Annotated in this window: 12 protein-coding genes; 8 read left to right on the forward strand and 4 right to left on the reverse strand. The window is 66.3% G+C overall.

The window, feature by feature from the left end:
- Positions 1–29: 29 nt before the first annotated feature.
- Complete coding sequence (lipA, locus tag AB0N29_RS17650) at positions 30–974, forward strand: lipoyl synthase (protein WP_302267006.1); 945 nt, start codon at positions 30–32, stop codon at positions 972–974.
- Positions 975–1,024: 50 nt separating this feature from the next.
- Positions 1,025–1,774 (forward strand): DUF4191 domain-containing protein, encoded by a 750-nt coding sequence (locus AB0N29_RS17655; protein ID WP_302267007.1) that lies wholly within the window; start codon positions 1,025–1,027, stop codon positions 1,772–1,774.
- A 157-nt stretch (positions 1,775–1,931) separates the two neighbouring features.
- Here AB0N29_RS17655 and AB0N29_RS17660 read toward each other — a convergent pair whose 3' ends face one another.
- A complete protein-coding gene (locus tag AB0N29_RS17660; RefSeq protein ID WP_302267008.1) occupies positions 1,932–2,840 on the reverse strand; it encodes a hypothetical protein in 909 nt (302 codons plus the stop codon).
- Between the two features lie 160 nt (positions 2,841–3,000).
- Entirely contained in the window at positions 3,001–3,420 is a 420-nt protein-coding gene (locus AB0N29_RS17665) for an RDD family protein (protein ID WP_302267009.1), read from the reverse strand.
- 204 nt (positions 3,421–3,624) lie between these two features.
- Here AB0N29_RS17665 and glnA point away from each other — a divergent pair, with 204 nt between their 5' ends.
- On the forward strand, positions 3,625–5,049 hold the full coding sequence (gene glnA / locus AB0N29_RS17670) for a type I glutamate--ammonia ligase (protein WP_302267010.1): 1,425 nt from the start codon (positions 3,625–3,627) through the stop codon (positions 5,047–5,049).
- A 257-nt stretch (positions 5,050–5,306) separates the two neighbouring features.
- Here glnA and AB0N29_RS17675 read toward each other — a convergent pair whose 3' ends face one another.
- Together AB0N29_RS17675 and AB0N29_RS17680 are read right to left on the reverse strand one after the other, a co-directional pair.
- Positions 5,307–5,804, reverse strand: a complete 498-nt coding sequence (locus AB0N29_RS17675) for an abortive infection system antitoxin AbiGi family protein (protein WP_364868698.1) — start codon at positions 5,802–5,804, stop codon at positions 5,307–5,309.
- A 204-nt stretch (positions 5,805–6,008) separates the two neighbouring features.
- Entirely contained in the window at positions 6,009–7,316 is a 1,308-nt protein-coding gene (locus AB0N29_RS17680) for a site-specific DNA-methyltransferase (protein ID WP_364868700.1), read from the reverse strand.
- A gap of 125 nt (positions 7,317–7,441) precedes the next feature.
- Between AB0N29_RS17680 and AB0N29_RS17685 the strand changes: the two genes are divergently transcribed.
- From AB0N29_RS17685 to AB0N29_RS17705, 5 genes are all read left to right on the forward strand, one after another.
- A complete protein-coding gene (locus AB0N29_RS17685; RefSeq protein ID WP_364868702.1) occupies positions 7,442–8,299 on the forward strand; it encodes a Dam family site-specific DNA-(adenine-N6)-methyltransferase in 858 nt (285 codons plus the stop codon).
- On the forward strand, positions 8,296–10,140 hold the full coding sequence (locus AB0N29_RS17690; protein WP_364868704.1) for an AAA family ATPase: 1,845 nt from the start codon (positions 8,296–8,298) through the stop codon (positions 10,138–10,140). The genes AB0N29_RS17685 and AB0N29_RS17690 overlap by 4 nt, the downstream gene beginning before the upstream one ends.
- 68 nt (positions 10,141–10,208) lie before the next feature.
- On the forward strand, positions 10,209–11,459 hold the full coding sequence (locus AB0N29_RS17695; protein WP_364868706.1) for a hypothetical protein: 1,251 nt from the start codon (positions 10,209–10,211) through the stop codon (positions 11,457–11,459).
- Between the two features lie 193 nt (positions 11,460–11,652).
- Positions 11,653–13,077, forward strand: a complete 1,425-nt coding sequence (locus AB0N29_RS17700) for an ATP-binding protein (protein WP_364868708.1) — start codon at positions 11,653–11,655, stop codon at positions 13,075–13,077.
- A 680-nt stretch (positions 13,078–13,757) separates the two neighbouring features.
- A complete protein-coding gene (locus AB0N29_RS17705) occupies positions 13,758–14,210 on the forward strand; it encodes a hypothetical protein (protein WP_364868710.1) in 453 nt (150 codons plus the stop codon).
- Positions 14,211–14,259: the final 49 nt, after the last annotated feature.

Raw genomic sequence — 14,259 nt, forward strand, 5'->3', positions numbered from 1 at the left:
CCGCACCCCTGCGGCGTACAGTGAAGGGCGTGACGCAGGCTCCCGCTCCCGAAGGAAGAAAGCTCCTCCGCCTCGAGGTCCGCAACGCGGAGACCCCGATCGAGCGGAAGCCGGAGTGGATCAAGACCCGGGCCAAGATGGGCCCTGAGTACAAGCACCTGCAGAGCCTGGTGAAGTCCGAGGGACTCCACACGGTCTGCCAGGAGGCCGGCTGCCCCAACATCTTCGAGTGCTGGGAGGACCGGGAGGCGACGTTCCTCATCGGCGGCGACCAGTGCACCCGGCGCTGCGACTTCTGCCAGATCGACACCGGCAAGCCGCAGGCGCTGGACCGCGACGAGCCCCGCCGGGTCGCCGAGTCCGTCCAGACGATGGGCCTGCGCTACGCGACCATCACCGGCGTCGCCCGCGACGACCTCCCCGACGGCGGCGCCTGGCTGTACGCCGAGACCGTGCGCGCCATCCACGAGCTCAACCCCGACACCGGCGTCGAGAACCTCATCCCCGACTTCAACGGGCGGCCCGAGCTGCTGGCCGAGGTCTTCGAGTCCCGGCCCGAGGTGCTGGCCCACAACGTCGAGACCGTGCCGCGGATCTTCAAGCGGATCCGGCCCGCGTTCCGCTACGAGCGGTCCCTCGACGTCATCACCCAGGCCCGCGACTTCGGCCTGGTCACCAAGTCCAACCTCATCCTCGGCATGGGCGAGACCCGCGAGGAGGTCAGCCAGGCGCTGCGCGACCTGCACGCCGCCGGCTGCGAGCTGATCACCGTCACCCAGTACCTCCGGCCCTCGGTGCGCCACCACCCCGTCGAGCGGTGGGTCAAGCCCGAGGAGTTCGTGGAGCTGGCCGCGGAGGCCGAGGAGATCGGCTTCTCCGGCGTCCTGTCGGGCCCGCTGGTGCGTTCGTCGTACCGCGCCGGGCGCCTGTACCGTCAGGCCATGGACGCCCGCGCGGGCGTCGCGACCGCCTGACCGGCGGCCTCCTCACCTCGGCACGACAGCAAAGGGCACGAACCTCCTCCATGGCCAAGGACGCTTCGAAGAACAAGAGCACCGGGGCGACCGCCGTCCCGACGGCGACCGCCGACATGAGCCGTCGGCAGCAGATCGTCGAGACCTACCGGATGACCCGGCGCAACGACTCGAAGGTCGGCCTGCTCACCTTCGGCTCGGCGCTGGTCGCCGGCTTCCTCGGCTTCCTCGTGTTCTGGGTGCTGCCGGGCGAGGGCGTCATCGGCTGGATCCTGGCCGTGGTCGGCTCGCTGCTCGCGGGCTCGCTGGCGGCGATGATCGTCTTCGGCCGCCGGGCGCAGAACGCGGCGTACCGCCAGATGGAGGGCCAGCCCGGTGCCGCGGCGGCCGCGCTGCGGATGCTGCGACGCGGCTGGAAGTCCGACCCGGTCATCGCCTTCAACAAGAACCAGGACGTCGTCCACCGCGTGGTCGGCCCTCCGGGCATCGTGCTGATCGGCGAGGGCACCAGCCCGACCCGGATCAAGCAGCTGCTCGTCAACGAGCACCGCAAGCACGAGCGGGTCGCCTCCGAGGTCCCGATCCACGAGGTCGTCTGCGGCAACGGCGAGGGCCAGGTCCCGCTGCCGAAGCTGATCCGCCACGTCCAGAAGCTCGGTCGCCAGGTCAAGCCGGCCGAGATCACCGACGTGCTCTCGCGGCTCAAGGCGCTGGACGCCACCCGCTCCAACATCCCGCTGCCCAAGGGCCCGGTGCCGACCTCGATGAAGGGCATGCGCGGCAACCTCCGCGGTCGCTGAGCACACTCCCCCGGCAGCACGGCACGGCAGCACGGCACGACACCACCAGCAGCAGCAGCAACAGCAGCAAGCGAAGCGCCCCTCGGCCGGTCGGTCGAGGGGCGCTCGTCTTCGTCGGTGCTCAGTCGGTGCTCGGTCGGTCCTGAGACCGGTGCGGTCAGCCCGCGACGCCGCCGCCCGCGCCACCGGGCATCTTCGGCATGTCGGTGACCTGGTCGGCCGGCGGGGCCTCGATCGTGACGTCGGTGCCCCAGTCGTCGAGGACCATCTCCGTGGTGATCTCCTGGCCACCCATCGGGATGTCCATCACCATCCGACCGAACCGGTCCTCCTCGTCGAGCCAGAGGTCGTAGGCGATCGTCTTGGGCATGCCCTTGGTCGCGGCGGGCGGCAGGTCGGTGCCGAGGGTCTCGAGCGAGGCCTGGAGGTCGACCGTCATCTCGTAGTGGTCCAGGTCGCGACCGTCGACGTCCTCCTCACCGACGTAGGTGACGGTGTCGATGCTGTCCTCCATGGCCTGCAGGGCCGCGAGGGGGTCGCTCTGCTGGAGGATCTTGTCCAGCCCCATCTCCGCGAGCGGGCCGCTGGCGTCGGCGGGGTCGAACTTCCAGTACTTGCCCTGGCTCAGCGCGCCGAGGTTCATGTAGGTGATGCCGTCGACGGAGACCACCTTGGTCTCGCCGCCGCCGGCGGGGTTGTCGTTGGTCATGGCGATCGACGGGGGCTTGGTCGTGTAGTCCACGACACCCTCGCCGCCGAACTCGGTGCCGCCGAAGGACGAGCGCTGGGTGACGTTGGCGGTCGTGGACGCCTCGACGCCGCCGGCGACGATGTCGACGAACGCCGACGGCTCGACGGTCTGGCCCTCCTCGAGGTCGCCGGTCCCGGCGTCCTCGGTCTCGGCCGCGTCGGTCTCGGCGTCGGAGGACTCGCTGGTCGAGCTGCTGGCTGCCGGGTCGCTGGCCTCCTCGTCGCCGTCACCGCCGCACGCGACGAGCGCGGTCGACAGGAGCGGGGCCACCGCGACGGCGGCGAGCAGGCGGCGGGTGCGGAGCGGACGGGTCACGTCGGGCCTTTCTGGTGATCGGGAAGGTCTCCCCCAGCATGGCCCCGAGCCGTCTGCCCAAACCTGCGCCGGCCCGATGCGACCAGGCCGTGACCCGGCGCCGGGGCAGCCGTCGGGGCAGCCGTCGGGGCAGCCGTCGGGGCAGCCGTCGGGATGGCCGTCAGCGGCCGAGCGAGCGGTACACCTGCAGGGTGACGGTGGAGGTCCCGGCGAGCACGTCGTGCAGCCCGCGGCCATCGGGCCGGTAGACCAGCGGCGGGATGACCAGGGCGATCGCGACCTGGCGGGCCAGCAGCACCGCGGGGTTCAGCGGCCGCGTGCCGGCGTCGACCCGCACCACGCGCAGGCGGGTCGCGAGCTTGCCGAAGCTGCCGCCGGCCAGCCAGGTGAGGAGCGCCGACTCCACGACGTACACGAGCAGGACGTAAGCCGGGGCCGGGCTGCCGGTCGCCGCGTAGTCGTCGATGCCGATGAAGGCGATGACGACCAGCGTGGAGGCGATCCAGTCCACGACGAGCGCCAGGATGCGCCGCGCCCAGGAGGCGGTCTCGATGCCTGGTCCGGGGGCTGTGCTCGTCACGGCCCGAGCCTAGGCGGCGGTCGCCGGCCGCCGACGACCGCCCGGAGCCGGGGCACCTGTTACACGCCGGAAACAATCTGGATATGGTCGAGAAACCGCCCCCAGCGAGGGTGGCGGCAGTCGTCCGGAGCAGTGCCGCCCCGGCCGTCACGACCCAGAGATTTTCGCCGGCTGGCGGCCCACGTCGCAGCCACAGGAGGACGAATGTTCCAGAACAGCGACGAGCTGCTCGCGTACATCAAGGACGAGGGCGTCGAGATGGTCGACGTCCGCTTCTGCGACCTGCCGGGCATCATGCAGCACTTCACGGTCCCCGTCTCGTCGTTCGACCAGAGCGTCTTCGAGGACGGGCTGAGCTTCGACGGCTCCTCGATCCGCGGGTTCCAGGCCATCCACGAGTCCGACATGTCGCTGTTCCCGGACCCGACGACGGCCTACATCGACCCGTTCCGGACCGCGAAGACGCTGGTGGTGAACTTCTTCATCCACGACCCGCTCACCGGCGAGGCGTACTCCCGCGACCCGCGCAACATCGCCCGCAAGGCGATGGCCTACCTCAGCACCACGGGCATCGGCGACACCGCGTTCTTCGCCCCGGAGGCGGAGTTCTACGTCTTCGACAACGTGCGCTTCGAGACCAAGGCGAACGCCGGCTACTACGAGATCAACTCCTCGGCCGGCGCCTGGAACACCGGCGACGCGTTCGAGAACGACAACCGCGGCTACAAGGTCAAGTACAAGGGCGGCTACTTCCCCGTCGCGCCGACCGACCACTTCGGTGAGCTCCGCGACGAGATGGTCATCGAGATGGAGCGCTCCGGCCTGCAGGTCGAGCGCGCCCACCACGAGGTCGGCACCGCCGGCCAGGCCGAGATCAACTACCGCTTCAGCGAGCTGCTCCAGGCCGCGGACGACGTCATGAAGTTCAAGTACATCGTCAAGAACGTCGCCTGGCGCAACGGCAAGACCGCCACCTTCATGCCGAAGCCGATCTTCGGCGACAACGGCTCGGGCATGCACGTCCACCAGTCGATCTGGAACGACGGCTCGCCGCTGTTCTACGACGAGACCGGGTACGGCGGCCTCTCGGACATGGCCCGCTACTACATCGGCGGCATCCTCAAGCACGCCCCGTCGCTGCTGGCCTTCACCAACCCGACGGTGAACTCCTACCACCGCCTGGTGCCCGGCTTCGAGGCCCCGATCTCGCTGGTCTACTCCCAGCGCAACCGCTCGGCCTGCGTCCGGATCCCGATCACGGGCTCCAACCCGAAGGCCAAGCGCATCGAGTTCCGCTGCCCCGACCCGTCGGCCAACCCCTACCTCGCCTTCTCGGCGCTGCTGCTGGCCGGCCTCGACGGCATCAAGAACAAGATCGAGCCCGCCGCCCCGATCGACAAGGACATCTACGAGCTCCCGCCGGACGAGATGGCCGACATCGACCAGGTCCCGACCTCGCTCAACGCCGTCCTCGACTCCCTCGAGGCCGACCACGAGTTCCTCACGGCCGGCAACGTCTTCACGCCGGACCTGATCGAGACGTGGATCGACTACAAGCGCGCCAACGAGATCGCGCCCGTCCAGGCCCGTCCTCACCCCCACGAGTTCGAGCTGTACTACGACATCTGAGCGAGCGTGGGCTGCGACACGCGCAGTCGGCGACATTAGTTGCCTCTGACCTGCGAGAACACCCCTGGTCGACCCTGGTCGATCAGGGGTGTTCTCTGTTGTCTTGTCAGAAATCTGTCAGAAGTCTTCGGATGCGCGACCCGAGCAGCGTCTCCGCCAAACCTGACGCCTACTCATCCTCTTGCGGATGTTCATCTTCTTGCGCCCGCCTGCCCGTTGGTCACTACGGCAGGCGAGGTTCCAGCGACCCCCCTGGGTCAAAGTTCCGCTCCAGCGAACACTGCCTGCAATCTCTCGTCAGGCCACAAGGGATCGAGGTACGGGCATTTATAGGACGGGCCGGTCCCCTCGGCCTCGTGGTCGTCGAAGAAGGCGCGGGCCGCTGAATGCAGGTTCTCAGGAATGAACAAGAACGCCACGTCTGCAGGTTGGAATGTCAAGCCGCCGGGCACGCGCCACTCGCGCTCCCACTCGAACTGATAGTCGTAAGCCTCGCTCGGGAAGTCGAAGAAGGGCGTCATCTTCCAGAACGTGTCGTCAACGTCCATGCCAGGAACGGCCCGAGCCGTGACCATCTCGCGGATTGATTGAGCGACTGCGCCATCGTTCTCGACATACCACACTCGCGCACCGCCGCGTTGAGTGAGGAACTCCTGCCGGAAGGCGACGCCGTACTTACTACGGCGCTCGACCAGGCGGTCAAGTCGGTCGAGCGGGACCTCTGAAAAGCACGCGGCCTTCTGGGTGTCGCCCAAGGCATTCAGCCTCCGCGCAGCCCCGAAAGGTCCACTTGGCATCACCTGTCGGTCCGAAAGAATCGACAAGACGGTGTCGTAGCCACTTTTTCCTCCCGCGACCTCGTGTCGTGGGAAGTGCACTACGTACTCCGACATGTCACGCCACGTGGCGTGTCCTCGGTAGCCAAGCATGAGACAACCCTAAGACTCCCCCTCTTCGAGTCAGGCCGTGCGGTCAGCGACCGTCGCAGCAAGGGCGTGTTGCATCAACTTGAGCGCAGGGACTGTCCCCAATCGAGGCTGGACCTGGATAACCCGGAATGCTCCGCCGCCAGTCCAACTGACGTGGCCGCTGATACCGCCGGTGTCGGTGCCGTCGACGACGCGCTTGAGGCGGGGAATAAGGACGTTCTCCGTTGTCGCGACGAGCCTTTCGGCCGCGACCCATCGTCGACCCATCTTGTGCGCGGTCGCAGCAGTGCTGCCCGAGCCCGCGAACAAGTCGACCACGAGTTCGCCAGGGTTCGTGGCGATGTGAAGGATGCGCTGTAGCAAGGTCTCGGGCTTGGGAGTGTCGAACAAGACGTCCTCGTCGGCGAACAGCGCCGCAAGGTGCTTCTTGGCCTCGTCGTTGGTGCCGACATCGCGCCCGCCCCAGATTGTGTTCGGAACCTGGAGAGCGTCGATGTCGAAGTTCTTCATGCGCGGCTGCCCGGCACCGTTCTTGGTCCACCAGATGCGGTCCTCGGCTATGAGTCGCTCGAAGACCGGCTGAGTGGCGAACCAAGAGCGCCCTCGCGGCGGCTGCAACTCGATCCCGGCTGGGTTGACGATGGTGTATTGCTGACCTGAGCGGTAGCCCGGTGCCGTGAAGGGTGCGTCCCGCCAGGGGCCGCGCGCATCGCCGTCGCGGTTCGAGGCCGCGACCCCGCCGGTCACGCGATTGCGGGCCTTCTTCCATGCCTTCGGCCCCGCCGGGGCGTAGACGAGCACCGGATCGTGCGCGAATGAGATGGCCGTCCGTGACTCCACCGTCAGCCGCTTCTGCCACACGATGGTGGCGACATAGGCGTTCGAGCCGAACACCTCATCGGCGACAAGTCGGGCCTTGTGGCTCATGGTCTCGTCAAGGTGGATCCACACCGACGCGTCATCAGCGAGGAGCGGCCGCAGGGCCAAGAGGCGGTCGCGCATCATCGACAACCACGCCGACTCCGCCATGGCGTCGCGGTAGTGACCGAAGGTCTTACCCGTGTTGAACGGCGGGTCGACGTAGACGCATCGAATCGACTTCTCCGTTAGCGCACCCTGGGCGACCAGCAGATCGACGGCATCGAGCCCGTCCCCGCATACCACGATGCCGGTCGGGGTGTCCTCGCCGACGACGCCGTAGTCGGTGACCTCGGGGAGGATGGCAGCCTGCGACTCGCTCCGGAGGTCGGCAGGGTCAACCCACTCGTAGTCCAGGCCGTTCTTTGAGACCAAGGTGCGGTGCTTGTTGGGCCACGAGAAGGTCGCCGAAGTGCTCACAAGGCGACAGTCAACCATCGCCCTCCGACAGTCTCGTCGGAGAAACTCCGGTCAGAACCACTTAGAGATCACCTCTTCGGCACGTCGCCCGGAAACGGTCGGAGCCTCCCTTTAGGCTCTCGCCCATGACTGCCGCCCTCCCCCCGGACGCCATCGCTGCTCCGTTGCGACCGTTCTTGAAGTGGGCAGGCGGCAAGACCCGACTGTTGCCCCGCATCCTCCCGTACGTCCCCGAGTCCTTCGAGAACTATCACGAGCCGTTCCTCGGCGGCGGCGCGATGTTCTGGGCCATACGTGAACGCATCAACGGCACTGCACACCTACACGACCTCAACGAGATCCTCATCAGCGTGTGGCAGCGCGTACAGCAGGACCCAAGCGGCCTGCACCAGGCCCTGGCCTGGTACATGGAGCGGGACTCGAAGGAGTTCTACTACGAGCAGCGCACTGCCGCCCCCGAGACCCTGCTGGGCCAGGCTGCCCGGTTCATCTACCTCAACCAGACCGCCTGGAACGGTCTGTGGCGGGTGAACAAGCACGGGATCTTCAACGTCCCGTGGGGTGATCGACCCTTTCGGGGCATCGACGAAGACACCCTGCACCGCCTCTCCGACGCGCTCATCGGGGCGTCTATCACCACCAACGACTTCCGCGACACCCTGGCCAAGCCCCAGGCAGGCGACTTCGTCTACCTGGACCCGCCGTACCTACCCATCAGCGACACCTCGAAGTTCTACCTCTACACGGAGAAACGCTTCCGTGCTCCCGACCTTGTCGGGTTGGCTGACCTCTGCCACGACCTGACGGACCGGGGCGTGCACTGGCTCATGTCGAACCGCGATACCGAGCAGGTCCGGGACCTCTTCCCCAACAATCACATCGTCCGCTTCACCACGAGACGCTCCGTTGCGGCCCAGAACCGGCGGGACGTCGAGGCCCTGGACTCTCCAGAGGCGCTCATTGTCGGCGGACCGGTCACGTGACCGCTCAAGTCGTCGACGCCGTCTTCATCTGGAAGATGGAGGCCGACTCTGTCTTCAAGCCCGTCTACGGGCGCAATCCAATGAGCGGCTCGCAGCCCGACCCAGTAACAGGCAAGAAGGAGGCCTCGTACACGAAGGACTACCTTCAGCCCGACGCCCCTGGATCGGCTGCCCTGGAGAAGGTCCTTGGCCGAGTCCCCGCAGCCGAGGACGGGGCGGTGCCCTTCGTTTGGCGATGGCCGGGAGGGGAGGTCGAGGGAACTCTTCGCCAGCACGACAAGAAGATGGTCCGCAAGGACCTGGCTTGGCCTAAGAACCATCCGCCCACCCCTTGGCGACTCAAGCCCTCGCCGCAGCCCGGCGACGTCGAGGTGCTGGCGGGCACGCCCGACCTCGGAACGCCGCAACTGGCCGACCAGCAGTTCCAGAACTTGGTCGCAACCGGCGAGCATCCCTGGCTGCTGGCTGTCCACCTTGCCGGGGAAGGCCCGGTGTTGCACACCCGCGTCGTATTCGAGAACCCCACCCCAGCACACGCCGACGCTTCCTTAGACCTCGTACCGCCCGAAGTACGAGCCGCGGTCAAAGCCTTCAAGGGCAGGCAGGTCATGGGATTCGTGGAATATCGGCAAGGAGCAGACATGAGCAATGAACTCGCATTGCGGATCATGGACGCGTTCGAGGACTCGCCTAACGTGCTCCTCGTGGGGCCGCCCGGTACCGGTAAGACCGTGGCAATGGAACTGGTCGCGAGCCTGTACTCCGGAGAGACTCTGGATGCACCCATGTTCGACCCCGACGTACTGCACAACGCGTTTGGCACCGCAACAGCAGCCCCTGCCGGTGAGCGACGCGCAGCCTCGCTATTGTTCCACCCTTCCTATGCCTACGAGCACTTCGTTATGGGCCTGCTTCCCGACGCCGGTCCCGACGGCGTCGTGGTCAAGCCGCACGTTGGTCCGCTTCTCGAACTTGCGCATTTCGCTTCGAAGGACGATCACGCCGCCCTGTTGCTGCTTGACGAGTTCAATCGCGGCAACGCTGCCGCGATCTTCGGCGACACGCTTGCACTTCTCGACCGCGACAAGCGGGACGTCGCTGTCATCGAGACTCCGTACGTCCACCTCAAGCCGACCGTCACCTACGGCGGCAACGAAGAGCCGCTGGGGCCTCAGACCACGCTCCCCGGCTCACTGCGCATCCTCGCGGCGATGAACTCTGCTGACCGCTCAGTGGCACCCCTTGACGCCGCGTTGCGTCGTCGCTTCGCCATCGTCCACGTCGACCCCGACATCAACGCGCTCAGCACCCACCTCGGCCCCGATTACGAGGACGGGTTCGTCGCGTCCGACCCGTCGACATGGACCACCCCTGAGCACGTGTATGCCGTCGCCATTCGGATATTGGAGACCCTCAACGAGCGTATTGGTTACATCCTGGGGCGTGACTTCCTGCTCGGGCAGTCGGTCTTCTGGCACGTCATCGGCGATTCTGTCGATGAGGCGTTGCAGTCGTTGGCCGCGGCGCTCGACAACCGGGTCCTCGGCACGCTGGCCCTGACGTTCACCGATGAGGACGAGGCGCTAGCGGACGTCCTGAACGTCACGGACACCACCACGACCCCTGCCGTCGCCTCATGGGCGCGTGGAACCGGTGTGTTGGAACGATACGGCCGCCGGTTGAAGGTCAACTCGATGCAGACGCTGTCCTTAGGTGACTTCGCGACGGCGTTAGTCAACCTCCTAGGAGCCTCGGCCGCCGCTGCCCTGGACGACGCCGAGGACGCCGAGGAGGTCGGACATATTGACGCAGCCGAGGATGAGGGCGCAGACGGGGCGTGACGTTTAAGCGTGTCACTGTCATCGAGGGTGAGCCCATAGCGGGTCTTACCCGCGAGGAAGCACGTCAGGTGCGGGCCGCACTCTCCGACCTGACGACCACGCTGAAGCCACGACTGCGGTTCCTCGGCGCCACCGGCGAGCAAGTGATCATTCGCAATCTGGCCGGGTCGCTGCAGGTCAACTCTCAACTCGTCCTCGACGTCGCCCCGAAGGTGCCGGTCGGAACCGACTGGGCCGGTGCACTCGTGGATCTGCTGACCGCACAGACACGAGCGCAGTACGGCGGCATCCACCATAAGGCCGAACGACGCCACGCGCGTGTCCTTCCCGATGCGTTCGCGGACCTCTACGCCACCCAACTCGACCGCGCCATCCGCCGAGAAGGACCGCTGACGCTGATTCGAGCCCATGACCTCACCGCTTCATCGCTCACAGGCAGGCTGGACGTGACCAAGTGGGTGACCTCCCGGCCGCTTCAGCCAGCGCAGTTTCCGCAGCATCGAACAAATCTGACCGTTGATAACGAGTTCACCAACGCGATGGCGTGGGTGGCCCAAACGCTCGCCTCCCGGACGAGCGACCCGCGCACATCGTCGCGACTCGTCCGCCTGGCCACCCGCCTTCGCCCCGGAATGCCGACCCACACCCGTCTCGCTCCCGGTGTTGCCCTGCGCGACATCCCTGCGCAATGGCGCGAGTATCGACCCGCATGGGAAACGGCGCGCGCAGTCATTCGCAAGATCACTCCGCTGCACCGCGACGGGTCCCTCCAGGGCATCGGCTTGGCGGTCGAGCCGTGGCCCCTGCTAGAGACACTCCTCGCCATCACCCTCGAACAGGTTGCCGCCCTCGCCAGCGCCGAAGGCGTCGTCGGTATCACTGGATACGGTCACGCTGGAAACTTCATAGTGCGCAAGCCGATCGGACGACGTGCCGACCGTGGTGACATCTCGCTGCAGCGTCTGGCGAAGCCGGGCTGGGTCAACCCCGACGGCGTACTCAAGCGGGGAAGCGAGGTCCTCGTCTCCTTCGAGGCCAAGTACGTTAAACCAAACGCGGCCGACCTGCGTAAACACACGTTCCAGGCTCTGACCACCGCAGCAGTGACAGGTGCTCGGCGTGCAGTCATCGTCTACCCAGAGGCCGGGCCGACACTCTCTTGGGCCGTCAACGGATTCGGTGACACCCCTAGCACCCTTCACGTCGTGGGCCTCGACATGTTCACGTACCGTCACGGCGACGAGAGCCGCGCACAGACGGTGTACCAACTCGTCCGCGACACGTTGAAAGCGCCCCCATCCGCTACGCCACCGGCCTGAAGCGCACCCGCGACGACGAAGGACTGCAGCGGTTCGCGTACTTCAAACTGCAGACTCACAGAAGCGGCTCACTTGCCGGGCGCCGGGCGCCGGGCGCCGGGCGCCGGGTCTCATCTCCCGGAACAATGGGCGTGACGGGCCCGTCTTCGGGCGAAGTCATCCACATCGGTAGCCGAAAAGAGGATCCACGCGTATGGCGATCGACTACGACACGTCCGCTTTGCCGAAAGGCACTATCGGCTGGACCAGCCTGCTCACCGCTGTCGAAGACGCACACCTGAACGACGAGAACCAGTGGATCGAGTTCAAGGCCAACCTCGACCCCACGACCGTTAACGGTCGCTTCGCGGTCGCCAAGGCCATCGTTGCTTTCGCGAACCGCGACCCCAAGGTCGCGGCTAAGTGGCTCGCGGGCCACGCCATCATCGTCGTGGGACTCGAACCGGGAAACCTAACGGGGTCCCGCGAGGTTGACCCTGCCGACCTCTACAACAACATCAATCAGTTGCTCGCAGCCCCCGCTCCGGCATGGGACCCGACGCCGGTGACCTATAAGGGTGAGCACGTCCTGATCATCACCGTCGACCCGCCCCACCAGGGCGACCCCATCGCCTGCATCGGTAAGAACTCCGGCGACGCCATCGACGGACACATCTACGTGCGAAAGCAGGGCAAGTCCGAAAGGGCGACCTCCGCGGACATCCGACGCCTCTCTGCCCGCCTGTCCAACGCCGGCAAGACCATCAGCGGCATCTCCATCGAGCACGGCACCGGCACGATTCCCGTAATTGATTACCCGGATACTTGGCTCGACGACTGGCTGCGCGCAGAAGAGCGTCGCCTCCTCGCCCCACTAGACCCGCCACCAGCATCTCGACCCGTCACGGACGCCGAACTCAAGGCTCTCGGCATCAGCAGGAAGATCATCGCCGACTACGCCGCCCAGGCAGACAAGGCGGCAGCCGCCATGGCGGCGACCCTGGGAACGGTCACCCACGAGGAGAGTCGCTCGGAGGAGGAGTACCGGGCCGAGGTGACTGTCTACCTTGAGGACTGCCGGAGACACCTCGTCGAAGCATTCGAAGACCTCCGCTCCACTGCCGCAACCGAGATCACCCTCAGCATCACGAACCAGACGAACCAAAACTACGAACAAACCTTCGTCGAACTGCACTTCGATGGGGATGTGTACGGCTATGAGTACGACGCCGAGTTCGCCAACCTCGCCGACTACCTGCCCGATGCGCCGCGACCTTGGGGACCTTGGACTGAGAACCGCTTGCTCGCCGGTATGCGCATGCCTGACCTCGGTTCGCTCTACTCGGCCCCCTCGTCGTCGTTTGACACCCTCCGCGCCGGTGACCCCTGGCCGAGCCCGACCATTCGCAACGATGGTTCCGTCACCGTCACGTGCGTGCCGGTCCATCTCTACCCCGTCAGCACCACAGATCTGATCACTCTTCGGCTCATCGCCAAGGCACCGTACGCCGAACCTGTCAGTGTCACTTGGACAGCAACGGCAGCGAATGTCGACGGGAAGATAAAGGGGTCTTTCACCATTCCCGTGGCAGGAGCGACAGTCGACATCGCCGACGTACTAAAGCACCGAGACGCATGACGGACTTGGTCCGAGCCCCCGTCCCAGACGGGCCCGGACCAACCGATACTCCTGCCCGTATGGTCTCCGCGATTGGGGTTCATCGAAGATGTGCCCCGGCTCGCACCAGCAAGCCAGCGGGGACCTCGTACTAGCGAATGTTCGACCGAGGCGAAGGAAGGGACACGACGCGGCGGCTTCGGAGGCAAGTCGTCACCGACGAGCAATGTACGAAGCGGCAGGAATCGAAGCGTCGAACGCGTAATCGCATCCGCCGCTCGGCGTCTCCCGCTGCGACTTCGATCGCGAAAGCGCGTGCCTCGGAGTTCGAGAGGAACAGCCCCGCCGTCCACGAACGAAGAAGTCAGACATGACTTACAACCAGTAGTGACAGGTGGCTGAAGGGGTGCCCTGCGGCTCTCGACCGGAAGGCACCCGATGAACATCCGTCGGCAGGCAAGGCGACCAGCGAGCGCTCACAGCGGACGTCGGCGGGGTCGGCAAAACGTGCGACCGTGCTGGCGGGCCGAGCGGTCCGAGCAGCGAAGGCACCGCAGTCCGCGGTGAAGTCCGTTCCGAAGGGGAAGGGCGCTACCGCCGAGGGCGACGGTGCAGGTTCAGCGGGCCTTAGCCGAACGACCTCGCAAGGGGTGTCGGTGGTGGCGCTTACCGTGCCGCGTCCAGCAGCGCAAGGAGGACGCATGGCTTACCGCGTGGTAAAGGACCGACCTCGGCTGAAGGGGGAGGTTCGGGTCGTCCCGGCTCGGGACGACGGCTCGCCGTTCGAGTGGGTGATGCGCTTCAGCGGGGGCGGGCGGCTCTGCTACTTCGACGATGTCATTGAGGCCGTCGGCGTCCTGACGGGTGAGCCGGCGTACGCGGAGGTGGACGAGCAGGCCCGGCTCGTCGCACGCATCCGAACGGCGATCCGCCTACAGGTGGCGACGCAGGCCGCGCTCGTGCTTGGCAGCCAGCAGCGCGGCGACTGGGACAGGCTCACCGCCGCCGAGCGCGAGGTCCTAATGGCACCGCGTCATGAGCAGCCGTTCGGCTGGTCCCGAGCCCTCCTCGGCTTTGATGCCTGGACTGCTCGCGAGTGCCCGCTAGTTGTACTGACCACGGACGTTAGGTACGGCGTGGTTGCTGGACCATGACGAAGACCTCCGGGTGAGGTGTGAAGCGACCAAGCATTCGCATCTCACA

It is taken from the genome of Nocardioides sp. NPDC092400, assembly GCF_040684155.1.
Taxonomy (GTDB): Bacteria; Actinomycetota; Actinomycetes; order Propionibacteriales; family Nocardioidaceae; genus Nocardioides.

Excerpts from the sequence above, each read along its gene's own strand:
- AB0N29_RS17655 (WP_302267007.1), top strand. The coding sequence starts at position 1,025 with ATGGCCAAGGACGCTTCGAAGAACAAGAGCACCGGGGCGACCGCCGTC.
- glnA (WP_302267010.1), top strand. The coding sequence starts at position 3,625 with ATGTTCCAGAACAGCGACGAGCTGCTCGCGTACATCAAGGACGAGGGC.
- AB0N29_RS17685 (WP_364868702.1), top strand. The coding sequence starts at position 7,442 with ATGACTGCCGCCCTCCCCCCGGACGCCATCGCTGCTCCGTTGCGACCG.
- AB0N29_RS17700 (WP_364868708.1), top strand. The coding sequence starts at position 11,653 with ATGGCGATCGACTACGACACGTCCGCTTTGCCGAAAGGCACTATCGGC.
- AB0N29_RS17705 (WP_364868710.1), top strand. The coding sequence starts at position 13,758 with ATGGCTTACCGCGTGGTAAAGGACCGACCTCGGCTGAAGGGGGAGGTT.